Genomic DNA, 22,570 nt, shown 5'->3' with positions numbered 1-22,570 from the left:
GGCTTCACATCTGGCGTTGGTTCGGACGGGGAACGTAAGGAACATTCTTCAGCCAAAGCCGGATCGCTTCCCAATGAATGGCCGCGATGACCTTGAAGGTGACAAAGGGCAGGGTGACGAGCGTCGCCAACAGCGAGCGGCTGGTCAGCGGGCGACGTTGCCCGGAGAATGCAGCCGCAAATATTGCGCCATGCTCATCGGTCTGCACGATCCTGACCTTCAATTGCCGGTCGGGCGGGGAAATGCTGAAGCGATAACGCGTTTGCATGTCCATGAATGGCGAGACGTAGAACTCCTTCGCCTGGCATTGTCGTATGGTACGGCCGGCAGCAGCGTCCTCTACCGGGAGGACGTAGGAATGGATTTCGCCAAAGGTGTTGCGCACCTCGTAGATCAGCAGCGCAAGATTACCGCAACTTCCATAGCAGAAGTAGATCGAAAGCGGATTGAACACGTAGCCGAAGACCCGCGGATAACATAAAAGGAGGATGCGCCCTCCCGACAGATCGATATCGCGTTGTTCGGCCAGGCTTCGCACATGGTCGCTCAAGGATGCGCCGTTGCGCTTCCCGTGATCGGACTCGTGAAAGCTGAAGGCTGAGGCGCGATTGACGCCGAACAGGCGAGACTGGCGATCCGCCTCATCGAGCCGGTCGAGGTCGATCAGCAGGTTCATGACGCGGTAGGTGAACCTGTGGTGCGCAGGCCGCATTCGCGCGTGCATCACCCTGCCCAGGTAGAGCGCGGCTGCAGATGACGTCGCCGTTCGTTCTGGAGCGCTCGTTTGCAACATCTTTCTACTCAGCAGCCTGCGCCAACGTGCCGGATCGTCGCCACGGCACGGCACTGCCGAGTGCCTCGGCGACGGCGATGCCGGAGCGCAAGCCGTCCTCGTGGAATCCATAGCCGGTCCAGGCGCCGCAGAACCAGGTGCGGCGGTGCCCCTGAATTTCGGGAAGACGCCTCTGCGCGGCGAACGCGCCCGCGTCAAATTGTGGATGCGCGAATGTGAACTTGCCGAAAGTGAGATGAGGCGCCGGCTCGCAAGGGGGATTGAGGCTGACGAATAGCGGCTTGCGGTCGTCGATGCCCTGCAGCCGGTTCATCCAATAGGTGACGGCGACGTCGTTCTGGGCAGGCGCTTCGCGTCGCCAGCGCAGGAAGTTCCAGGATGCCCATGCATTGCGGCGTTTCGGCATGAGGTTGAGGTCGCGGTGCAGATAGGCCGTGTTTGGCGCGTACCGGATCGCGCCGAGAATGGATCGCTCGCGCGGGTCGGCGTCCGACAGCATCGCCAGGGTCTGATCGCTGTGACAAGCCATCACGACGGCATCGTAGGCGTCCTCATTGCCGTGACTGTCGCGGATCGTCACACCGTGCTCGGTTCGATGGACCGACGTCACGGCACGGCCGAGCCGGATGCAGCCCTTGAAGCTGGCCGTGAGCTTCTCGACATAGCGCCGGCTGCCGCCCTGGACGGTACGCCAGCGCGGCCGATCCAGATGCAACAGCCGGTGATTGTCGAAAAAGGCGGTGAAGTTTTCCGCGGGAAAGGAGAGGATGTCGGCCGAGGGCGACGACCAGATGGCGGCTCCCATCGGTCCCAGATAATCGCTGAACAAGCGCGGGCTGAATGCTCCCTTGCGCAGATATTCGCCGAGGGTGAGGTTCTGGAGCCGGCCAGCTCGCAAGTCGGAAACGCTTTCCCTGTTGAAGCGGAGGACCTCGGCCAGCATGCGAAAATACGACGGGGAGAAGAGATTACGCGGCTGAGCGAACAGGCCGGAGGCGACCTGCAGGAAGGTCTCGCCGCCGCCCCGCCATTCGAATCGGCCATGGTCAGCCGACATCGCGAAGCTCATGCATGTCTCCTCGGTCTTCACGCCCAGATGCGCGAACAGAGACGTCAGTTCCGGGTAGTTTGGCTCGTTGAACACGATGAAGCCGATGTCGACGTCGATCTGTTCGCCATCGTAGTCAACGCGCACAGTATGACTGTGTCCACCCGGTCGCAATTCGCGTTCGTAGACCGTCACGGCATGACGTTCGGACAGGAGCCATGCGGCGGCGTTGCCGGCAATTCCCGTCCCGATCACCGCCAAACGCATGCTCTGTCGCCCCCACTGTAATACCACCAGCGACGGCCGGAACATCCGGTTTCGGGCCAATGTCGTCCGTCGCCCGGCTCGGGACAGCTCCGATAGCTGACCGGCCACACGCGCACTCAGGAAACGTCGGCACGGACGGCCTGGATCACCCCCTTTCGTCCGGCGCATGGCGGGATATGAAACCGGGGCCTGGGGCGGACGTAATGATCAGAGTTTCCTTGCGGTGAGGACATGGGTTTCCTGCAAATATTGACCATCGCTGGCATCGCCCTGGCCCTTTCGGTGTTGATGGGGCTGGCCTGGATCGTTCAGCAGCGAACGGGCAACTCCGGGTGGGTCGATACGATCTGGACTTACTCCGTCGGCCTCGTTGGAGCGGTTGCGGCCCTTTTGCCGCTCGCCGGGGCGCTGCCAGCGCGCCAGATGCTCGTGGGTACACTCGTGCTGCTGTGGTCGGCGAGGCTCGGGACGCACATCGCGCGCCGCGCCGCGGCGGGTATCGACGATCCGCGATATGCGAGCTATGCGCAGGAATGGGGCCCACGGGCGCCGCTTCGAATGTTCGCATTCCTGCAGTCGCAGGCGTTCGCTTCGGTGCCGCTGCCATTCGCGGTCTTCCTGGCTGCACACGCTCCACGGGCCGACCTGGGAGTTCAGGATTATGCCGGCGCGGCCATCATGCTGGCGGCGATCGCAGGCGAGGCGGTCGCCGACGAGCAATTGCGGCGCTTCAAGCGCAACAAGGCCAACGCGGGCCTCGTCTGCGATGCCGGGCTTTGGCGCTGGTCGCGTCACCCGAACTATTTCTTCGAATGGCTCGGATGGCTCGCCTATCCGATCATCGCGCTGTCGCCGGGCTACCCATGGGGCTGGGCGAGCCTGATCGCGCCGGCGATCATGTACTGGATCCTCGTGCACGTGACCGGAATACCTCCGCTCGAGGTCCAGATGCTTCGATCCCGTGGCCACCGGTATCGGGACTATCAGGCACGAACCAGTGCTTTCTTTCCACGACCGCCAGGACCAGCGCCGGAATGATCGGACTTCGCGCCATGCGATCCGGCTCGCTGGGCCCGACAGGCCGCGCGAGCCGCGCGGAACCAGTGTGCAGCGTGATCCGGCGAGGGACTTGCGTCGTTTAAGCAGGCGTTGCCTTTGTAAAACCGGTTGCGAAGCAACCGGAGGGGAGACCGGACATGAGCTTGCTTTTCACATATCTGTCGGTGGCTGTGACCTTCGTTGCGCTCGACATGATCTGGCTCAAGACCATGGTCGAGAGACTTTACCGGCCGGTGCTGGGCGACATGTTGCGGTCTGAGCCCGACCTCGCCGCCGCTGCAGTGTTTTATCTGGCCTATCCCGTCGGTTTGATCTGGTTCGCGGTGCTGCCGGCTCAGCAAGACGGCAGCGCTCTGCGCGCTTTCACGTCCGGCGTGCTGCTGGGTTGCTTTACCTATGCGACTTACGATCTGACCAACCAGGCAACGCTGCGGAATTGGTCGACGGGGCTAACTCTTGCGGACGTGTGCTGGGGATCGTTCCTCGCCGGTGTCAGTGCCTGGATCGGATTTCTTGTCGCTCAAAGGATGGCGCATTGACCATGCATGGGGCGCACAACGGGGCGCTGGGGCAAGATGGCGAGCGGAAGCGCGGCAGATGGTCCAGATGCGCCGCTTTCCTCTGTCTCGTTCCTGCCGCGGGGCTTCTGATCGGTGTGCTCAACCGTCCGGGAGCGTGGTACGCGGCACTCAACAAGCCGTCCTTCAATCCGCCCGATGCGGTGTTCGCACCCGTCTGGACGATCCTGTTCCTGCTGATCGCCGTGGCGGGATTCCGCACCTTCGAGGCGGAGCCGCGCGGAAAGTCGATGAGATTGTGGGGCCTGCAGATGATCCTGAATTTTGCATGGTCTCCCATCTTCTTTTCGCTTCATCGCATGGACGTGGCGCTCGGCGTCATTGTTGCGTTGCTGGCCGTGATCCTCGCGTTTGTCTGGCGCCGGTGGCAGACCGACCGGTTGGCAGCGATGCTTTTCATTCCCTATGCCGGCTGGGTCGGTTTTGCGACCCTGCTGAACATGTCGCTGCTCCGCCTCAATTAGGGTCGACAGCGCAGAGCTGACTTCATCGGCGTCGAGCAGGCGAGCGTGGTGCCGAATTCAAGGATCCCTCGGTGCATCGCACCCGTCAAAGGCGTCCCTGGTCTCCGCGATCTTGTCGGACAGCGACGCGAATGCGATCTGGACTCTCCGCTTTCCATCTTCGTCGAGCACGAGATGCGCGAGGTCGACCAGTCGATCGCCGAGGTGCTCCATGACGCCGAGCAAATGATCGAGGCCTTCCGCGGGCTGATCGGCTGCCAGACGGTCCACCTCTCTCACCATCTGCTCGAGCCTCGCAAGAGAGGACACAAGCGGGTCCACATGTCCACGGTTGGGGAATTCGATGATCTCTGCGGCCACGCGCGGGTTCCTCGCCTGCTTCAGGCTGCGGCCGATGCAGCAAGGCAGTCCTTGCGAACCGCCAGGAGAGTTCGGTGCAGCCAGGTCTTGATGGTGCCGACCGGCACCCCGAAGCGCCTTGACAAGCTCGCGCGGCTTTCGCCCTCGAGGTAGGCCAGAGCCACCAGCCGGCGGCGATCTTCCGGCAGACGAGCCAGCACGCCGCGCGCGATCGGTTCGGCGCGGGCGTAGTCGAAATCGTCAATCCGGGACGGATCAGCGGTGGCCGGAACCAGAAGTGCCTCGTCCAGCGCGTAAGTCGGTAGTCTCCTGGTCCGCAGATGGTCGATGGCGGTATTCCGGACGATGGCGGACATCCAGGTCATCGCTGAAGCACGGCTGCTGTCGAACCGACCCGCGTTGCGCCAGATCTTCAGATAGGTTTCCTGAAGAATGTCCTCGATGTCGTGGGGCGGAGTTCCGACGGCGAGCGCAGTCCTGCGCAGCTTGCTCCGCGTCAGCATATGCAGCTCTGCGAAGGCCCGTGCGTCGCCCGCAGAAACGCATGCCAGCAATTCGAGCAATGTTTCGCTCTGCGCCTGTCGTTCCAGGCTTAGGCCGGCCATGTCCTGTCTCCCTCGCGTTCCTTTCGAAACGCTCCGGGCTCGCCTTCGGATCACCCGGCGGAAAAGGACGCAAGCGGATCAAAGCCGCACGAATGGCCCGATCAGTCTGCCGAGCAGGCCGTTCATGCGCAGGTCGCCCGTCATTGCGACGAGGCAAACACAGGGGCCCTCGTCGCCCACGATCGGTCGATGGTCGGTCTCGTCGTCGCCATAGTCGAAATCACCCGGACCAAACCGGCCGCCTTCGTGGCTGAAGCTGCCCTCGAGCACGAGGGTCAGCTCGGTGCCGGTGTGAGTATGTTCGAGCATGCGCGTCCCCGGCGCGGACCGAAGCAGAAACGCTCGCGCCTTGCCCGAACCGGACAGCTCGATCGATCGCATGCTCAGACCCGGAGCGACGCGCCTGCGCTTGCCGATACGGTAGTTCCGCAGCGCCGCCGGAACATCCTGGTCCCTGCCACGAGCGAGATCGGCAGTCCGCGCCGCTCGTTGTTCAGGAGCGTCGTGAATTCGCGACATCACCTGCTCGAACGCATCCGATGCGACCGGCACCGGCTCGACGTCTTCGAGCGCCAAGCCGCCAAGTTGCTCGATGGCCTGCACGAACCGGCCGCACCGTGCACAACCTGCAACATGCACCCCCACCACCAATTGATGGGCCTCTTCCAACCTGCCGGCCGCAAAGTCGGCCAGAAGATCTTCCGGCGGATGATGGCTGATCGTCATGCTTCTTCGTCCAATATGTCTCTCAGGCGGTTCATCGCCAGTCTGATCCGCGATTTCACCGTTCCGAGCGGAATGCCGAGCAGGCTCGCGATTTCCGGGTGCGGCCTCTCCTCGATGAACGACAGCCGCACCACCATGGATTGCTCCGTCGAGAGCCGCTTGACGGCCGAATTGATCCGCGCGGCATCCTGCACGCGGGACATGACGGCATCCGCGGACTCGGCGGGATCCGGCGCATCGGGAAGCTCCGAAGTGCCCCGCAGTCGGTCCGCCCGCGCTCTGCTGCGGAACAAGTCGATGCGCAAGTTGCGCGCGATGGTGAATATCCATGCCGCGGCCCCTGCCGTCGCAGGATCGAACTGGCTCGCCTTCCGCCAGACGGCGATCATGGCGTTTTGAGCAATCTCCTCTGCCTCGTCGGAACTGCACCCGCCCTTCAGCATCAACCCCTTGATGCGGGGCGCGAAATGCTCGAATAGGCGCTTGAAGGCCTCCCGGTCTCCGGTCGAGGCGACGCGTCCGATCAGATCAGCCCAGTCCACCTTTGTCTTCGGCCCTTTGCTCGCGCCAGTCGACAGCCGCGCTTCAATCCTCCAGGGAAAACCAGCTTTCGCCCGGATTGGCGCATCTAAAGCTCGGATAGCAGCGATCATAGCGCCTCGACAAGCGACCTCTGGGTCTGGGAACGAACGAGGGCAGGCGCTGGATCACCGCGGAATGCTCATCGTGACATTTTCCTGAGCCTGTCGCCGGGCGGGTCCGGCCGACCGCGCCGTCATCCCCGCGCCTCACACCGGGAACGTCAGCGATTTCGCGAGCCTGACCAGGTCGACCTGGCGCCTGCAACCCGTTTTTTCGAAGACGTGAACGAGGTGGCTCTTCACGGTGCTGACGGACACGCCGAGCAATGCCGAGATCGCGTCGCGGGTGTGCCCATCGCAGATTAGCTCGAAGATGCGAATCTCGGCCGGCGTCAGGTCATAGAGTTGGTTGAGCGCATCGTGAGGCAGTCGCGGCGGGCCCGCGGCTGACGTCACGAACAGGGCGGCGGCGGCGCGCTGGACCAGACCGGATCGCATCTGGCTGCGCCGCAGCGGCAGAACGTGGACGACGAGAGGGTCGGCGCCCTGGCGAGGGATCGGAATGCCGATGCCTTTCTGGCCGAGCGTCGCCTCGTCTTTTGCGGCCTGGGCGACGGCCGACTGCAATGTGGCGGTGGTCGCCGCCGATTGAACGGCGATGCGGCCATGCCTTGCCACGATCGGATCGCCGGCCGCGAGCATCGCGGTGGCCGCGGCGTTGGCGTGAACGATGTTCGAATCCTCGTCGGCCAGGACGACGCCGACCGTCAGCGCCTCCACCGTGGCGGCGAATGTGGTGGCTTCGACCGCCTTCATGTCGAACAGGTTGCTGATCGTCACGGCACGGCGGATGTGAGGTGCGAGCAGGCGCAATCCATTGAGCTGCGCTTCGTCGATGGTGCCGGCCGATTCGTGCTGGCTGAAGATCGCATTTCCGACCATCGTCCTGTCGCGAACGAGGCCGACGGCCACGGCGTCGAACAAGCCCTTGGGCATGGCCCATTCGCGATAATAGCGGTTGCCGGCAATGATGTCCTGCCGAACGGCCTGGGATTGAACGATGGGTTCTCCGAGCGGATATTGTTGAATGCGCTCGGCGCCGCCCCAGAGCTCGATGATGTCGGCCCCATAGCCGATGCCGTTCTGTGCCATCTCGGCCAGATCGGACCCGGAGACCGCATTGACGACGGCCTTCATGTTGGTGAGGCTGGCGACCGAGAGCGCGCCGGTGGCAAAGCCGAACTCTGCGCAAATCCCGTCCAGAACTCCGGTCCAGCGTTCAGGCGCGATCACGCAATCATAGATACCGCCGATGAGGTCCGAGAACTTCTCGACCGAAGCCTGCTGCATTCCAAATTGCTCACTTCAAAGTCACTGCCGTCGCTCGACGTCCGCTCGGGCATCATCAGCGCAAGGAGGTCGTCACAATCCCATCAGCCAATGGTCTTAGCATTGCGATTCCGCGGCGCAACGGGAACGCCGAACACAAAAACTTGGGAAGCATCGGCGCCTGATTAAAACTGAGGCAGTTGTGGGCGAGGCGGCAGCGCGTAAGCTGCGATCGGGTTTGTCGGTATCAACTCGAGAAGCCCGGATGAGCGAAGCCACATCCGGGTTCTGATTCAAGGGATGCTCGCGCATGCGGCATTGCTCGTGCCGGCCGCTCGCTGATCACTTGTTCTGGATCTTGACGCCGTTGGGTCCGAGATTGATCTGGAGCCCTTCCGGCTGCTTCTTGTCCTGATAGAGGTTGTAGCCGAGGACGCCGACCACGACGACCAGCGCGCCGATAATGAGAAACAGGATGTTGCGATTGACAGGCATGATGTTTCCGTTGGGCATGGGTTATCGGCGTGCGTGCCGCGCAAGGCCTCGAACCGATGATTCCGAGTCGGCGACCGGTTTCATACGTTGTCCTGGCGGTATTCGCCAGCCGAACACCTGCCCAAAATGCCCGGTTCAGGCCAAGGGGCGTCGCCGTTGATGCCGAAGCTCTGAGATCGTGAATCAAGGACCATCTGTGCATGGCTGCAACGCCAGCCGCCGCTTGCGTGGGTCATAGGTGAAGCCATGCCGCCCATCCCCGTGATATGGCTGTTCCCGCAACTTTCCGCGAGGACCCCATGCTTCCCCTTCCCGCCGATATCTTCACCGAGCCGGAGGACGTCTCGCCCGATGGCCTGGCCAATCTCGGCCCGCTTCGCCGCCTCGCCGGCGTCTGGCAGGCCGACAAGGGCGTCGACGTCAATCCGAAGGCGGAGGGGCCGGAGCGGCGGACCTTCATCGAGCATATCCGGATGGACCCGATCGATCCGCAGGCCAACGGGCCGCAGCTGCTTTACGGGCTGCGCTATCACATCCACATCAACACGCCGGAGGAAGACATCACCTTCCACGACCAGGTCGGGTACTGGCTGTGGGAACCGGCGACCGGGCTGATCATGCAGACGCTGGCGATCCCGCGCGGGCAGGTGCTGCTGGCCTCGGGCAAGGCCGGGCCCGACGACAGGAATATCTCCGTCACGGCGAAGCGTGGCGACACCGCTTACGGAATCTGCTCGACCGACTTTCTGGAACAAGCCTTCCGCACCGATGCCTACCGCTGCGACATCACCTTCAACGACGACGGCAGCTGGACCTATCTGATCCAGACCGAGTTGTTCGTGCGCGGCGCGCCGTTCAACCATCGCGACACCAACACGCTGCAGCTCATCGCGCCGCCGAAGCTCAATCCGCTTGCGGTGATCGTGAACGATCGCTCCAAGGGCGGCGGAACGGCGGCCTGACGCGCGGCGCGGAGATTTGCATGAAGCCCTACGTCATCTGTCTGATGCACTCCAGCCTGGACGGACGCACGCATCCGAGCCGCTGGCGCCCGAAGGGCGCGGGCACGGACTGGTTCGAGAAGGTCCACGATGAGCTCGGCGGCGATGCCTGGGTGATCGGCCGCGTCACCGGTTCGGAGTTCGCCAAGGGCAAGCCCTATCTCGAGACGTCGAACGAAAAGCTCCCGCGCCAAAACTGGTTCGCGCGGCGCGATGCCGAGACCTATGGCGTCGTGCTCGACGCGCAGGGCAAGATCGGCTGGGGCCGCTCCGATATCGGCGGCGATCCGATCGTCGTGGTGCTGACCGAGAGCGTGCCGGATTCTCATCTCGTGGGCCTGCGCGGTGAGGGTGTCTCCTACATCTTCGCGGGCAAGTCCGAGATCGACCTGGCACTGGCGCTCGACATTCTCGCCCGCGAGCTCGGGGTGAAGCGTCTGCTGGTGGAAGGCGGCGGCGTCGCCAATGGCGCGTTCCTGCGCGCCGGCCTGATCGACGAGTTCAACCTGATCCTCAGTCCCGCGATCGATGGCGCCAGGGGCGCGCCCTTCGTGTTCGACTCCTCCGACTCCGACAGCGACCATCGTGCGCCGCTGACTGCGATGACGCTGGAGAGCGTGCGGGAGCTCGGCGGCGGTGTCCTGCTGCTGCGGTATCTGATCGACAACGACGCGCAAGCTGCGAGCCGGTAAGAGCGCGGCATGTTAGATACGTCAGAGCACATCGTCATCGTCGGCGCCGGCGCGGCCGGCCTGATGGCGGCGCGCGAGCTGGCGCGTGCCGGCCGCAAGGTGACGATCCTGGAGGCGCGCGAGCGTTGCGGCGGACGCATCCATCCGCTGCCGGCGTCGGAGTTCGGCTATCCCGCCGACGGCGGCGCCGAATTCGTCCATGGCGAGGCGCCGGTCACGCGCGCTTTGCTGCGCGAGGCCGGGCTGTCCCTGCAGAGGATCGACGGCGAGCAGTGGAGTTTCGACGGTGCGAACATCTTGCGCGAGGATCGCCACGATCCGCACGTGGCGGAGCTGCAAGCCGCGCTTCGGGACCTCAAGGACGACCTCACCGTCGCCGATTTCCTGCGCCGGCATTTTGCCGGAGATGATTACGCGCCGATGCGCCATTCGATCGAGCGCATGGTCGAGGGCTACGATGCGGCCGACCCCGAGCGCGCCTCGACGCTGGCGCTGCGCGAGGAATGGATGGATGGCGGGCACTCTGCGCAGGCGCGCATCGATGGCGGCTATGGTGCGCTGATCGGCTTCCTGGCGGCCGAGTGCCGCAGGCGCGGGGTTGCGATCCGGCTTGGTCGTGCGGTGTCGGCGATCGAGGAGGCGAGCGGCGCGATTGCCGTGCGCTGCGCCGGCGGCGATGTGCTTACCTGCGATCGCGTGATCCTCACCGTGCCGCTGCCGCTGCTGCGCGAGATCGCGCTGCCGGGCGGCGCGCGCGCGAAGGCGGCGGCTGCCGCCGATATCGGCTTCGGCAATGTCGTCAAGATCCTGCTGCGCTTCGGACGGCCGTGGTGGCGCGAACGCAGGCAGGAGCTCGCGGGCATGACCTTCCTGCTGTCGGACCAGACGATCCCGGTGTGGTGGACGCAATATCCGAACCAGCATCACGTGCTCACCGGCTGGTCCGGCGGCCCGGGCACGGCGACGCTGTCGCAACTCGATCCGCAAGGGCTGATCGATGCCGGGATCGATTCGCTCGCGGCCGTCTTCAAGCGGCCACGCGAGGACATCGCGGGCGATCTCGTGGCGGCCGCCGCGACCAATTGGGCGCACGATCCATTCGCCGGCGGCGCCTATTCCTGGGCAACGCCGCGGACGCGCGAGGCGCAAACGATCCTCGCGCGTGCCGACGGCGCGGTGCTGTTCTCCGGGGAGGCGCTCTATCGCGGAGCCGACATGGGCACGGTCGAGGCGGCGCTGGCGAGCGGTCTGGGGACCGCGGGGACGATCTTGCGAGGATAGTGCCTCGTGAGCGAGTATCGGAAAAAAGGCCCGCATTGCGCGGGCCTTTCATCTTACCAGCGGCTGCCGCCGAAGCCGAAACTCACGCTGGGACCGCCGCCGTAATATCCGTACGGTCCCCCGCCGTAATAGCCGTGGTGGCGCGGGTAATAGCCGTAGCTCCGGTAGTGCGGACGGTAATAGCCGTGATGATGGCGAGGACGCCAGTGATGGCGATAGCCGTGATGGTGGTGCCTGTGCTGCGCACTGATGTCGGTCGATTGGCTGGCCTGCGCGTTCTGCCTCGCGCTCGAATTATTGGCCGCGTTCGCCGCCGAACCGCCGGCAAGCGCCGCCGCACCGATGGCCATCGCGACTATGAGATACTTCATGTCATCACTCCAGTTGAATGTCGTGTGACAACACATGGGCATCCGGCGCGTTCCGGCGAGTGCGGGCGTCGAAACGACGCAGATGTCAGTTCCGATTCGCGCGTGAAGGGTGGAACGTCGCGCGATCTATCGTCGCATGGCCCGCGGTCGCCATGTAATCGCCTTGCAATCGCCTTGCTGTTACGCCGCTCCGAGCGCAGCGATGACCTCGCCCGCGGTGACGATGCGGGCGAACTCTCCGTCGAGGTTCGACAGCGTCATCGCATGGATCGCCTCGGCCGAATGCGCATCGCCATCGGGGCCGACGCGATCGAACGTCCAGGTCGCGTCGCGCACGAGCCTGGTGTCGAAGCCGAGATTGCCGGCCATGCGTGTCGTCGTCTCGACGCAATGATTGGTGGTGGCGCCGCAGATGACGACCGTCGCGATGTTGCCTGCGCGCAGGCGCTGTTCGAGGTCGGTGCCGATGAAGGCGCTGTTGACGCGCTTGACGATCACGGCTTCGCCGGGCTGTTCGCGCGCCTCGTCCTTGACGACGTAGCCGGGGTCCGTCGGCAGGAATGACGAGGACGGCTTGGTACCCTCATGGCGGATGTGGAAGACGGGCGCGCCGCTCGCCCTGAACGCCTTCAGGAGATCGGCGATGCGCGCGGCCGCGTCCGGATTGTTGCGACGCTTGCCCGCCGCCTCCCACTGGTCGAACGCGCACTGGACGTCGACGACGATGAGGGCAGGGAGGGAGCTGGTCATGGAGAGCGGATTCCGATTTGTCGCGCCGAGTATGCGAGGCGCCGGCTGGCGCAGGCAACGCCGAATTTCCCTCGTTTCGTGACGGCGCGAAACCGCTCACGGATGCGGGTGGGGGAAGCCGTGGCGCTCGGACAGCGCGGTGAGGATCGCGTCCTTGTCGGCGATGAGGGGCGCGGCCGTGATGGCTGCCGGTCTGGTTCGGCGAGGTCGCCCCCCTCGATCAGCGCGCAATGCCTGCGAGCGGCAGGCTGATATGAAAGACGGCGCCTCCTGTCGGCGCGTTCTCGGCCCAGATGCGCCCGCCATGTGCCTCGATGATCGTGCGCGTGATCGAGAGGCCGATGCCCATGCCCTGCGTCTTGGTCGTGAAAAACGGCTTGAAGATTTCGGCCACCTTTTCCGTAGAGATGCCGTCGCCGGCATCCGCGATGGAGACCATGGCCTGATTGTCGCTTGCGAGGCTGGTTCGACCGACGATGCGTCGCCGATCCTCCGGCAGGTCGGTCACCGCATCGATGGCATTCATGACCAGGTTCAGAATGGCCTGCTGCAGCTGCACCTTGTCGGCATTGACGCGGATATCCGAGGACGATGGGTCGGTCGCGAGCGCGACGTCGTAGGTCAGGGCCTGGATCGATAGGAACCGAAACACCTCGCCGACCGTCGCGTTGAGGTCGAGCTCGCGGCGTTCTGTGGGGACTCTCTTCAGAAACGAGCGCAGCCGAACCACGATCTCGCTTGCGCGCCGATCGTCGCGGCGAATATCACCCAGTATATCCCTGACGACGCCGAGGTCAGGAGCCGGCGCCTGCAACACCTGCTCGGCGGTCTCAGCATTGATCAGAATGGCGGCGAGCGGCTGGCTCAGCTCGTGCGCGATCGAGGCAGACATCTCGCCTGCGGTCGCACGGCGGTTCATGTGGGCAAGCTCCGACATGCGCTGACGTGCCTCGACCTCCGCCAGAAATCTCAGCCTGCGCTCGCGCAGGAGGATGGCGATCATCATCGTCTGCGCCAGCACCACGCCTGCGCTGATCATGACGCGCCAGTAATACTGCTCCCAGAAGCTCGGTTCCCGGAAACGCACCTGGCTACCCGGGGGCAGATGGGCTTCGTCCACATTCCAGAGCTTGAGCTGTCGCCAGTCGAAGATCGGCTTCACGTTGTCTCCGGCAACGGGCGGGATGCTCGACGGCGCTTCGCCGCCGAGAATCCGCATGGCCACTTGGCCGGCTTCCCGTCCAATGGTTTCGGGCAGCAGCAGGAAGCCGCCAACTCCCGTCCGCCCAAGAAATGTATCGGAGGTGATGATGATCGGGCGGTTCGCGTGCTCGGCGACGCGCGCAAGCGCCGCGGCCGGCAGATAGTAGGTGCCTTCGCCGTCGGAATACATCGCCGAGGTCAGGATTGCAGAGCGCGGGGGCAGGGAGCGGACCCGTTCGCGCACCTCCCGCATCACCCTGTCGGACAGATCGATAACCTCGAGATCCGGCATCGCGGCCGCGAATTCCTGCTTCCAGTGGCCGTATGTCAGCGGATTTTTCCATGCCTCGCCCACGAGGACGACGCTAGTCAGGTCGGGGACGACAGCGCGTGCCGCAGTCAGCAACTGCGTCGGTAGCACCTTGGCGAAGATCGCGGTCGTGCCGGGCAGAAACAGCGCGCGCACCTCGGGCAGATCGGGCACGAAGCCGTAAACCACGGGTGCGGCGGGCCAGATGTCGTGCTTGCGTCCCTGAAGGAATTTCGCCGATGCGACGCCGATCGAGACGATGACGTCGATCGACCGGTGCGCGTATTTGGTCTTGAGATGACCGACCAGGCTCTCCTCGTAGTCCGGTCCCGGGAAACGGGCGAGATCGAGGCTTTCGCCGTAGATCACGGTATGGATATGTCCATTGTCCTTCGCGGCGGTGCGGATACCGGCAAAAATCTCCGAATAGAACGGCGAACGAAAGTCGGCGTCTTCCAGCACCAGGATCGAGCGCTGCCCCGGACCGTCGGCTGCAGCGCATTCATGCGCCAGGCTTGCGAACAGGCAGACGATCAGGATCCGCTTGATCGCGATGATCGTTCGCATTGCTGGGTTGGCCTGTGGTTTGCTGCCGGCGCCTCCTCGAGGAGGACGCATCCGAGCATACCTGCCGGTCCCATAGTTTCAACGAAAGGATGTGATCCGGCGGTGCCGCGCAGGCGGCAGTTCGCCTCGCCCGCATGCAGAGCGGTAAGGAAGGACCGTTACTTGAACGGATCCTGGATCGACGGCGCCGATTGCCTGATACGGCGCACGCTCACCGGCGTACCGTCGGAGACGAACAGCAGTTCGTAGCGGCGGCCCTCGCTGTCGGTGGCAGAGCAGGTGACATCAGTCACCTTCCTGGCGGCAAAATTGCCGGTCTGGCGGCAGATGCCGGTGGAGGTCTGCTCCGCCGGCACCGGCAGGCCGTCGACCTTGGGGCGGTCCTTGGAATTGAGCAGCATGCGGTCGATCGGCAGCTCGTAGGAATTGTCGTCGGCGCGCTTGCCGTTCTCGCCGGAGAACGACACGACGTGATTCTCGTCTGTGGGGTCGTCGACCGCGACCGCGAAATTGACCCGCCCCCCGTCACCATGGGCGTAGGCGACCGTCTTGCAGGCGAACGTGCGCCCGGCCACCTTCAGCGTCTTGCAGTGGCCGGACATCAGCGCCAGCAGGTCGACGAAAGCGTTTGGGGCCGGAGGGTTGTTGACGGGAATCGGCAAGGAAGACTCGCCAAAACAAGGGCTTGCGAGAGCGATGAGTGTTGCAGCCAGGACCGGTCGGCGGAGGCGCATCGTCAGGCTCGTATGCCAGGGGCCACGGAAAAGGTCCGTCCAACAACCATTGAACCGCAAATTGGTTGCGATCCCGTTCGTCCGGCCATGCCTCTCTGGAATACCACCGTGCCACCCATCGGCGATCAGACCGATCGCGCCAACCCCGTCCCTAGCAGGCACTTGCCGCCAGGCCGATGTTTTTTTCGTGGCAAACTAGCCCATCGCCGCCTGCCAGCGCGTATCCCGGAGCGAGGGCCGGCGGTGCAGGCGGGCATCGAGCAGCGCGCGGGCGCGGGGCAACTCGCCGCTGCGCATGAGGGCGACGACAAAAGTGTCCTCGATCAGCTCGCGCTGGGCGTGGCTGCCGCCGATGCGCACGACGTCAGCGAGAACCGGCGTGAGCATTTGCACGCATGCCGCGTAATCCTCGTCGGCAAAGGCCGCCAGCGCGCGGCAGATCGCCGGCACCACGGGGCCGGCCGGCAGCTTGCCGTCAGCGAGCCGTTGCTCGATCACGGTGAGCCGCGCGGCGAGCGCCTCGCGGTTTTGCGTTGCCGCGGCGAACAGCGCCATCGGTGATGACGTTGAGCGGCGGCGCCTGCGTGGCGGAAGGCTGGAGCACGTCGGCATAGATCGCAAGCGCGCGGGCCGCGTCGCCATGCTCGAGCGCGCCGAGCGCCTGATGCCAGCGGATGTGGCCGTGCAGGATTCCGGCGCGGTCGTAGGAGGGGATCCATTCGTCGACGAGCCGGTCGGCCGCCTCGATCGAGCCGTCCTCGAACATCGCATGCAACACCGCGTGCGCAGCATGGGCGTTCTGACGTCGCAGGTCGAAGCCGCGCTCGGTGACGCCGCGGCCGCGGGCGACGTCGCCATTCTCGGTCATGGCCCAGCCGGACATGGTGAGGAACCACCAGTCCTCGCCGTAATGATGTGCGACGCGCTCGCACAGCTCATGCCGCGCGCGGTCGTGATCGGCCATGCCGGAGAAGGCGAACAGGCCGAACGCGCCGAGCGGCAGCGACAGCACCACGGCATCGCGCGGCCATGCCTCGACGTGTTTCAGCGTCGCCGCGATCGCCTCGGGCAGCCGGCCCTCGATCGCCAGCGCCAGGGTCTCGACATGCGAACGCTCACGCTCCGTGCCGCGCTTTGCGACCAACTCGCGCGCGCGGGCCGCCTTCTGCCGCGCGAGGTCGCCCTGCTGATAGAAGGCATGCACGCGGGCGCGGGCGATATGGGGAAGCGCAAAGTCCGGATCGGCGGCGATGGCGCGCTCCAGCGTCTCCGCCGTGCCGGTCCAGCCAGCGAGCATGTGGTCGACACCTTCGCGATAGGCGTTTGCTGCCTCATCCGAAGAGGTGGAGAGCGGCAGGCCGTAGCGGTCTTCAAGCGCCATCGTCGTCTCCGCGATTCAAGCCGTCCGTGCGCGGCGGCCCTCGATCGGATAGGCCGGGTCGTTATAGCCAGGCGTCGAGGGATGACCCGGAACGACCAGCCTGTCGATCAGCGCTTCGTCGTCCGCCGTGAAGCGATAGTCGAGCGCGCCCGTGTAGCCGTTCCATTGCTCCTCCGTGCGCGGGCCGGCGACGATCGAGGAGACAAAGGCGGAGTTCAGCACCCAGGCGACCGCGAACTGACCGGCGGTGATGCCCTTCTTCTCGGCGTGGGTCTTGATCTCCTGCGCGAGCTGGAGCGATTCCGGCCGCCATTCGGTCTGCATCATGCGGGTGTCGTTACGGCCCGCGCGCGTCTCCTTGTCCGGGACTGCATCCGGCTTGTATTTGCCGGTGAGCACGCCGCGCGCCAGCGGGCTGTAGGGCACGATGCCGAGGCCGTAATAGGAACAGGCCGGAAAGTGCTCGACCTCCGGCATGCGGTTCATCGCGTTGTAATAGGGCTGGCTCACCGCGGGTCTGTCGATGCCGAGCCGGTCACAGATGTTGCAGATCTCGGCGACGCGCCAGGCGCGGTAGTTCGAGACGCCGAAATAGCGCACCTTGCCGGCGCGGATCAAATCGCCCATCGCGCGCACCGTCTCTTCCAGCGGCGTCGCATGATCTTCCTTGTGCAGATAATAGACGTCGATGTGATCGGTGCCGAGCCGCTTCAGGCTTTCGTCGGCGGCCTGCAGCACCCAGCGCCGCGACAGGCCGGCGCGGTTGGGATCGTTGCCCGCACCATTGTTCATGGGATTGGCGAGCTTGGTGGCGAGCACCCAGGCGTGACGGTTGCCGGCGATGGCGCGTCCCACCACCTCCTCGGATCCACCTTTCGAATAGGCGTCCGCCGTGTCGATGAAATTGATGCCTGCCTCGTGCGCCTTCGCGATGATCCGCTTCGACGTGGCTTCATCCGTCGGCCCGCCGAACATCATGGTGCCCAAACAGATTGGCGACACTTTCAGGCCGCTGCGGCCGAGTTGGCGGTATTGCATGGGCTGTTTCCTCGACTTTATCGGAAGCTTCAGCATAGCCGCCCGGTTCGGTCATTGCGAGCGCAGCGAAGCAGTCCAGGAATGCGTCATCTCTCGTCGTCCCGGCCTTCGCCGGGACGACAGCTGTGGGTGGGGAGCGCGGTGGCAGTATGACCGGCCGCCTACTCCGGCCCCTTCAATATCTTGAAGACGCCATTCGCCATCACCACGCAGCGGTCTTCAACCAACACCTCCGTGCTCATGAAGATCAGGCTGCGCGTCGTCCGCACCACGCGCGGGCGGGAGATCAGGATGTCGCCGATCTTGCCGGCTTCGACGAAATGGGTGTCGAGCTGCACCGTCGCCATGTAGTGCTTGCCTGTCTCGTAGCGGGCGGTCATGCCGCAGGTGCGGTCGGCGAAGGTCATCATCACGCCGCCCTGGACCATGCCGCGGCGGTTGTGGTGCTTGTCCTCGGTGGCCAGCGCGAACTCGTAGTGGCCATCGACCTTGCGTTCCCAGAGCGGGCCGATGAGGTGAATGAAACCGCTGGTGTCGACGATCGTCCAGCCGTCTGATTTGAGCTTTGCGGCGGTCTTGTCGATCATCGCCCAGTCCATCCTTGCACGCGTCTTTCTCCTCGTTTCATCAGATGCAGTCCTGGTGTAGTCAAGCATCATGAGAGCTTTCGATGATGCCACCAGACGGAATATCGCAGACGCCTGCGCGTCCTTCGCGCGGCTGCCTGACGAGGCCGAGCCGTCCAAGTTGAAGCGTGCTGCGGTGGTGCTTGCGCTGACCGCATCCGATGAAGGCGACGACACCGCCTTCCTGCTCACGCTGCGCGCATCGCATCTACGTGCCCATCGCGGCCAATGGGCCTTGCCGGGCGGACGCTGCGACGCCGGCGAGACACCGGTCGAGGCGGCGCTGCGCGAGCTCGACGAGGAGCTTGGCCTTCGCCTCACCGGCGCAGAGGTACTCGGCACGCTCGACGATTATCCGACCCGCTCGGGCTATCTGATCACACCGGTCGTGGTCTGGGCCGCCGATAGCGCGGCGATCAAGCCAAACCCGGACGAGGTGGCTTCGGTCCACCGCATCGCGCTCGCGACGATCGAACGCACTGAGGCCTTCGATTTCGTCGCGATCCCCGAGAGCACGCGCCGCGTCATCCGTTTCCATCACCAGGCGAGCCTGATCCACGCGCCGACGGCGGCGCTGATCTACCAGTTCCGCGAGGTGCTGGCGGGACGGCATACCCGTGTCACCGAGCTGGAACAGCCGGTGTTCGCCTGGAAGTGACGATGGTAAACGGCGCGTTAACGTGACGGTTACCGGATGCCTGCTAAGAGGGCGGCATGCGTCATTCGATTCGAAATGCCGTGAGGCTGGTTCCACTCGCGCTCGTTCTGCTCGCGCCCGCCGCGCGTGGTGGCGGGGCCGACGCGCTGGCGCCCGCCGTCCGCGATGCCAAGGCGCAGTTGCTGTCGCAGTTTTTTGCGCAAGGTGGGGCGTCGCCCGCCGTGCTCGAATATCGCCGCAAGCTGCAGGAATATCAGGCCGCACGCGCGGCCTTCGACGAGGAGGCCGGCGCCTATTGGAGCCAGATCTCCGAGAAGCGGAAAGGTCGCAACGCCAAGCGGCGCAGCGGGCAGCAGATCACGCTCGACGACTATGTGCTGGAGCATCCGCCGCTCTACAGCGGGCCGAAGCGGCCGGTGAACCCGGAGCCGGAGGAAACGCCGGATCGCCCGACCAGGAAGCCGATACCCGTCGTCGCCGATCTCCTCCGCGCGGCGCAGGACCTCTACCATTTCACGCCGCAGCGGCCGGCCAGCGAGATCGAGTTCAAGCGTGCCTATGCGCGTTACGCGCTCGCTTCGGGCCTGACGCGCGAGCAGGCCGTGCGGGTCTATTCGTTCGAGACCGGCGGCACCGGCAGCTACGACGTGCAGGCGGGAATCGAGCATGGCGGCAAGCGCGCGATCTCGACCGCGATGGGCTACAATCAGCTCTTGACCACCAACAGCGTCGAGCTGCTGGCCGAGCAGGGCCATGAATTCATTCGTGCGCTGAGTGAAAAGGTCGCACGGACCTCAGGGCCGGCGCGCCAATCGCTCGAGCACAAGCTCACTGTCCTGAAGAAAATGGTGGCGCATGCGAAGTCGGTGCCCGACTCCTGGTCGGAGCACGAGAAGATCGGCAATACCGCGCAGGGCTGGGCCATGCATGCGATGGTGCTCGACATCGATATCGGTCCGATGTTGCAGACCCACAAGCTGCTGACGTCGGTGCTGTTCGCGCGCGCCAAGGGCTACACCCGCCCGCTCAGCGCGGCCGAGCTCGAGATGATGAACCTCACCGGCGACGGCACCGGCCTCGACATGGTGACGATGCCGCAGGCGATGCGCGAGCAGGTGCCGACCTCGAACTTCTTCCAGCGCGGCGGCTATGAGCGCAACCCGGTCGCGATCCGGCACAACACGGTGGCCAAGCTGCTCGCGGTGACGGACACGCGGATGGACAGCAATGGCAAAAATGCCGGCGCGCGGGAGCTGGCGGGGGCGTTTTGACGGCAGCGCTATGAAAGGTGACGTCCCCTCCTTCCGGGACGACGCCGAACGCGTGGCGCCGCGCCGCCCGCCTGCTAATTCGACCCGAACTTGAACTTGCCGTCGCCTTCCAGATACGGGCCGCTGCGCATGTAGAGCTGGCCGTTCTGGCCGATGAAGAACAGCGTGCCCTTTGGCACCTTCTTGGCACCCTTCAGCAGCTCGCCGGCATTGTTGGTGCCCATCTTGTAGGAGAGGGTCTTGCCTTCCTTGTCATAGGCATAGCCGGTGTCGGATTTGAGCTCCCACGGCGTGGCTGTGGTCTGCGCGAATGCCGGCGCGGCGAACGCGCCGAGCGCCGTTACGAGTGCAACCGAAACAAGTGCAAATGTCTTTGTTGAAAATGCCATCATCCATCCTCCCCGCCATTGGGGTCCGCGACTTGAACAAATCACGAACGATGTGTCCTGGTCAATTTGCGAAAGCGCCGCAGCGCATCACGTCTTTCCCAGCAGTTTGTGATTTTCCCTTCGTCCCCGCGCGACTATGTTCCGCTTTCCGTCTAGAACGCAATTCGACAAAAATATGGGGTAGGGGATGATTCGGATGAACCTCGTCACTAAAGCTTGCTCGGCCGCCGGCCTGTTGCTGACCGCGTTGGCGCCGGCCGCCTGGGCCGATGATTACCAGCTCAGCCACAACCAGCGGATTTCGTGCAGCCGCGGCCTTGCCCCGGGCAAGCTGAACACCGCGACCTGCAAGTCCTACACTTACCTCTTCAACACCAAGACCTCGGAATATTTCCGCTGCCAGGTCTCGCTGGCGCTGACCCGCGACAACAAGGAAGTCATCAACGTCCAGACCGACGGCGGCTGCACCAAGAAGCCGCGCATCTTCGAGGGCGACGGCCATTATGATTTCGACGTGACCGAGACCGAGCCGCCGAACACCAATTCGTTCTTCGGCCCCGGCGGCTACTCGGTCTGGGCCGCCGACGTCAACGCGCAGAAGATCCGCGGCTGCATCACCATCTCCTCGGGCCTCGGCTCCGACATTTCCAAGTGCCTGGACATGACTTTCCAGTAGGGCTTGCCAGTAGGGCATGCCAGTGAGCTGGTCGCGCGCTCGAACCCGATCGGTTCGGGCGCAGCCATCGTCTCCGGCTGCGCCACCTCGCCGCACCCGCCGGGTTCCCCAAAAGCCGAGCCGGATCGGCCGTTTACTGCAGTCCTGTTTTGCCTATTGGATGGGTTGACCCGCACCCCTCATCCGGCCAATTTCGCCGCCGGTTTGGGGAGTACAAAATCATGAAACGGACGATCATCGGCGTGGCCGCGGCTCTTGCTCTGGCGGCGTCGGCACCTTGCGCCCAGGCGCAATCCTTCATCAACGTGCTGACCGGCGGCACCTCCGGCGTCTACTATCCGCTCGGGGTCGCGATCGGGAAGATCTACGGCGACAAGATTCCGAACGTGAAGACGCAGGTGCAGGCCACCAAGGCGTCGGTCGAGAATTTGATCCTGCTCCAGCAGGGCCGCGGCGAACTGGCGTTCACGCTGGGCGACTCGCTCAAGGCCGCCTGGGATGGCGACGAGGAGGCGGGCTTCAAGACCAAGCTCGACAAGCTGCGCACCATCGGCGCGATCTACCCGAACTACATCCAGATCGTCGCGACCGCCGAGAGCGGCATCAAGACGCTGGCCGATCTCAAGGGCAAGAGCCTGTCGGTCGGTGCGCCGAAGTCGGGCACCGAGCTCAATTCGCGCGCGATCCTCGCGGCGGCCGGCATGAGCTACAAGGACCTCGGCAAGGTCGAGTATCTGCCGTTCGCCGAATCCGTCGACCTCATGAAGAACCGGCAGCTCGCAGCGACGCTGCAATCGGCCGGCCTCGGCGTCGCCTCGCTGAAGGATCTCTCGACGTCCAGCCCGATCACGGTGGTGTCGGTGCCGAAGGAGACCGTCGACAAGATCGGCCCTCCGTTCATCGCTGCGATCATTCCGGCCAACACCTATGCCGGCCAGGACAAGGACGTTCCGACCGCAGCCGTCGTGAACTACCTCGTCACCAGCTCGGCGGTGTCGGACGATCTCGCCTACCAGATGACGAAACTGGTCTACGAGTCGCTGCCGGAATTGCAGAACGCGCACGTGGCCGGCAAGGAGATCAAGCTCGAGACGGCCGCCAATGGCAGTCCGGTTCCGCTGCACCCCGGCGCGATCCGCTATTACAAGGAAAAAGGGCTGATCAAGTAGGACAGGTGTCATGGCCGGGCTTGACCCGGCCATCCATCCTCAAACAATCGCCTTTCGATGGATGCCCGGGTCTACGCGAAGACGCGCTTCGCGCTTTGGCCCGGGCATGACGTATTCAGGGCGCAGCGCGAATGCTGTAAGAACGCCC

General features: G+C 64.5%; 25 protein-coding genes and 1 pseudogene. 10 read left to right on the top strand and 16 right to left on the bottom strand.

Going from position 1 to position 22,570, the window contains the following annotated elements:
• Nucleotides 1–4: 4 nt before the first annotated feature.
• The gene (locus tag NR187_RS19895; protein WP_211381136.1) at nt 5–793 is read right to left on the bottom strand and encodes a DUF1365 domain-containing protein; all 789 of its coding nucleotides are present in this window, start codon (nt 791–793) and stop codon (nt 5–7) included.
• A 4-nt stretch (nt 794–797) separates the two neighbouring features.
• A complete protein-coding gene (locus tag NR187_RS19890; protein ID WP_256807389.1) occupies nt 798–2,108 on the bottom strand; it encodes an NAD(P)/FAD-dependent oxidoreductase in 1,311 nt (436 codons plus the stop codon).
• A gap of 231 nt (nt 2,109–2,339) precedes the next feature.
• On the opposite strand from NR187_RS19890, the gene NR187_RS19885 reads away from it, so the two are divergent.
• The 3 genes from NR187_RS19885 (at nt 2,340) to NR187_RS19875 (ending at nt 4,209) form a co-directional block, all read left to right on the top strand.
• Nucleotides 2,340–3,146 carry a DUF1295 domain-containing protein gene (locus tag NR187_RS19885; protein ID WP_211381137.1) on the top strand — a complete coding sequence of 269 codons (807 nt, stop codon included), beginning with the start codon at nt 2,340–2,342 and terminating at the stop codon, nt 3,144–3,146.
• A gap of 158 nt (nt 3,147–3,304) precedes the next feature.
• On the top strand, nt 3,305–3,706 hold the full coding sequence (locus tag NR187_RS19880) for a DUF2177 family protein (protein WP_211381138.1): 402 nt from the start codon (nt 3,305–3,307) through the stop codon (nt 3,704–3,706).
• 2 nt (nt 3,707–3,708) lie between these two features.
• A complete protein-coding gene (locus NR187_RS19875) occupies nt 3,709–4,209 on the top strand; it encodes a TspO/MBR family protein (protein WP_211382379.1) in 501 nt (166 codons plus the stop codon).
• Between the two features lie 57 nt (nt 4,210–4,266).
• Here the strand turns inward: NR187_RS19875 and NR187_RS19870 are convergent, their stop codons facing one another.
• From NR187_RS19870 to NR187_RS19845, 6 genes are all read right to left on the bottom strand, one after another.
• Complete coding sequence (locus NR187_RS19870; RefSeq protein WP_211381139.1) at nt 4,267–4,569, bottom strand: hypothetical protein; 303 nt, start codon at nt 4,567–4,569, stop codon at nt 4,267–4,269.
• A gap of 20 nt (nt 4,570–4,589) precedes the next feature.
• Nucleotides 4,590–5,174, bottom strand: coding sequence for an RNA polymerase sigma factor (locus NR187_RS19865; protein WP_211381140.1), 585 nt, complete (start codon nt 5,172–5,174; stop codon nt 4,590–4,592).
• A gap of 78 nt (nt 5,175–5,252) precedes the next feature.
• Nucleotides 5,253–5,900: a ChrR family anti-sigma-E factor gene (locus tag NR187_RS19860; protein WP_211381141.1), complete on the bottom strand. Its 648-nt coding sequence runs from the start codon at nt 5,898–5,900 to the stop codon at nt 5,253–5,255.
• Nucleotides 5,897–6,442 (bottom strand): sigma-70 family RNA polymerase sigma factor, encoded by a 546-nt coding sequence (locus NR187_RS19855; protein ID WP_256807388.1) that lies wholly within the window; start codon nt 6,440–6,442, stop codon nt 5,897–5,899. The genes NR187_RS19860 and NR187_RS19855 overlap by 4 nt, the downstream gene beginning before the upstream one ends.
• 246 nt (nt 6,443–6,688) lie before the next feature.
• Nucleotides 6,689–7,831 carry a helix-turn-helix transcriptional regulator gene (locus tag NR187_RS19850; RefSeq protein ID WP_256807322.1) on the bottom strand — a complete coding sequence of 381 codons (1,143 nt, stop codon included), beginning with the start codon at nt 7,829–7,831 and terminating at the stop codon, nt 6,689–6,691.
• A gap of 321 nt (nt 7,832–8,152) precedes the next feature.
• Nucleotides 8,153–8,305 (bottom strand): hypothetical protein, encoded by a 153-nt coding sequence (locus NR187_RS19845; RefSeq protein WP_211381143.1) that lies wholly within the window; start codon nt 8,303–8,305, stop codon nt 8,153–8,155.
• A gap of 299 nt (nt 8,306–8,604) precedes the next feature.
• On the opposite strand from NR187_RS19845, the gene NR187_RS19840 reads away from it, so the two are divergent.
• The 3 genes from NR187_RS19840 to NR187_RS19830 are packed head-to-tail and all read left to right on the top strand — an operon-like array spanning nt 8,605 to nt 11,279.
• Nucleotides 8,605–9,267, top strand: coding sequence for an FABP family protein (locus NR187_RS19840; protein ID WP_211381144.1), 663 nt, complete (start codon nt 8,605–8,607; stop codon nt 9,265–9,267).
• A 20-nt stretch (nt 9,268–9,287) separates the two neighbouring features.
• Nucleotides 9,288–9,998 (top strand): RibD family protein, encoded by a 711-nt coding sequence (locus NR187_RS19835; protein ID WP_211381145.1) that lies wholly within the window; start codon nt 9,288–9,290, stop codon nt 9,996–9,998.
• A 9-nt stretch (nt 9,999–10,007) separates the two neighbouring features.
• A complete protein-coding gene (locus NR187_RS19830) occupies nt 10,008–11,279 on the top strand; it encodes an NAD(P)/FAD-dependent oxidoreductase (RefSeq protein ID WP_211381146.1) in 1,272 nt (423 codons plus the stop codon).
• Between the two features lie 53 nt (nt 11,280–11,332).
• On the opposite strand, the gene NR187_RS19825 is transcribed toward NR187_RS19830, so the two are convergent.
• The 7 genes and pseudogenes from NR187_RS19825 to NR187_RS19795 form a co-directional block, all read right to left on the bottom strand.
• Nucleotides 11,333–11,650: a hypothetical protein gene (locus NR187_RS19825; protein WP_256807321.1), complete on the bottom strand. Its 318-nt coding sequence runs from the start codon at nt 11,648–11,650 to the stop codon at nt 11,333–11,335.
• A 180-nt stretch (nt 11,651–11,830) separates the two neighbouring features.
• On the bottom strand, nt 11,831–12,400 hold the full coding sequence (locus NR187_RS19820; protein WP_256807320.1) for a cysteine hydrolase family protein: 570 nt from the start codon (nt 12,398–12,400) through the stop codon (nt 11,831–11,833).
• A gap of 220 nt (nt 12,401–12,620) precedes the next feature.
• A complete protein-coding gene (locus NR187_RS19815) occupies nt 12,621–14,480 on the bottom strand; it encodes an ATP-binding protein (RefSeq protein ID WP_256807319.1) in 1,860 nt (619 codons plus the stop codon).
• 158 nt (nt 14,481–14,638) lie between these two features.
• Nucleotides 14,639–15,214 (bottom strand): hypothetical protein, encoded by a 576-nt coding sequence (locus NR187_RS19810; protein ID WP_211381150.1) that lies wholly within the window; start codon nt 15,212–15,214, stop codon nt 14,639–14,641.
• A 195-nt stretch (nt 15,215–15,409) separates the two neighbouring features.
• Nucleotides 15,410–16,595: pseudogene (locus tag NR187_RS19805) on the bottom strand (tetratricopeptide repeat protein).
• A gap of 15 nt (nt 16,596–16,610) precedes the next feature.
• Nucleotides 16,611–17,633 carry an aldo/keto reductase gene (locus NR187_RS19800; RefSeq protein WP_211381152.1) on the bottom strand — a complete coding sequence of 341 codons (1,023 nt, stop codon included), beginning with the start codon at nt 17,631–17,633 and terminating at the stop codon, nt 16,611–16,613.
• 161 nt (nt 17,634–17,794) lie between these two features.
• On the bottom strand, nt 17,795–18,220 hold the full coding sequence (locus NR187_RS19795) for a PaaI family thioesterase (protein WP_249128789.1): 426 nt from the start codon (nt 18,218–18,220) through the stop codon (nt 17,795–17,797).
• A gap of 67 nt (nt 18,221–18,287) precedes the next feature.
• Here NR187_RS19795 and NR187_RS19790 point away from each other — a divergent pair, with 67 nt between their 5' ends.
• Together NR187_RS19790 and NR187_RS19785 are read left to right on the top strand one after the other, a co-directional pair.
• Nucleotides 18,288–18,917, top strand: a complete 630-nt coding sequence (locus tag NR187_RS19790; RefSeq protein ID WP_372703222.1) for a CoA pyrophosphatase — start codon at nt 18,288–18,290, stop codon at nt 18,915–18,917.
• A 56-nt stretch (nt 18,918–18,973) separates the two neighbouring features.
• Nucleotides 18,974–20,188 carry a hypothetical protein gene (locus NR187_RS19785; RefSeq protein WP_211381155.1) on the top strand — a complete coding sequence of 405 codons (1,215 nt, stop codon included), beginning with the start codon at nt 18,974–18,976 and terminating at the stop codon, nt 20,186–20,188.
• A gap of 74 nt (nt 20,189–20,262) precedes the next feature.
• Here NR187_RS19785 and NR187_RS19780 read toward each other — a convergent pair whose 3' ends face one another.
• Complete coding sequence (locus NR187_RS19780; protein WP_211381156.1) at nt 20,263–20,577, bottom strand: hypothetical protein; 315 nt, start codon at nt 20,575–20,577, stop codon at nt 20,263–20,265.
• Nucleotides 20,578–20,773: 196 nt separating this feature from the next.
• On the opposite strand from NR187_RS19780, the gene NR187_RS19775 reads away from it, so the two are divergent.
• On the top strand, nt 20,774–21,253 hold the full coding sequence (locus tag NR187_RS19775; RefSeq protein ID WP_211381157.1) for a hypothetical protein: 480 nt from the start codon (nt 20,774–20,776) through the stop codon (nt 21,251–21,253).
• 221 nt (nt 21,254–21,474) lie between these two features.
• Complete coding sequence (locus tag NR187_RS19770) at nt 21,475–22,422, top strand: TAXI family TRAP transporter solute-binding subunit (protein WP_211381158.1); 948 nt, start codon at nt 21,475–21,477, stop codon at nt 22,420–22,422.
• Nucleotides 22,423–22,570 lie beyond the last annotated feature (148 nt).

This window comes from Bradyrhizobium sp. Bra64 (assembly GCF_024519875.1).
GTDB lineage: Bacteria > Pseudomonadota > Alphaproteobacteria > Rhizobiales > Xanthobacteraceae > Bradyrhizobium > Bradyrhizobium japonicum_G.
Note: the sequence above shows the minus strand (reverse complement) of the source record. Positions and strands in the feature narration are given on the sequence as shown.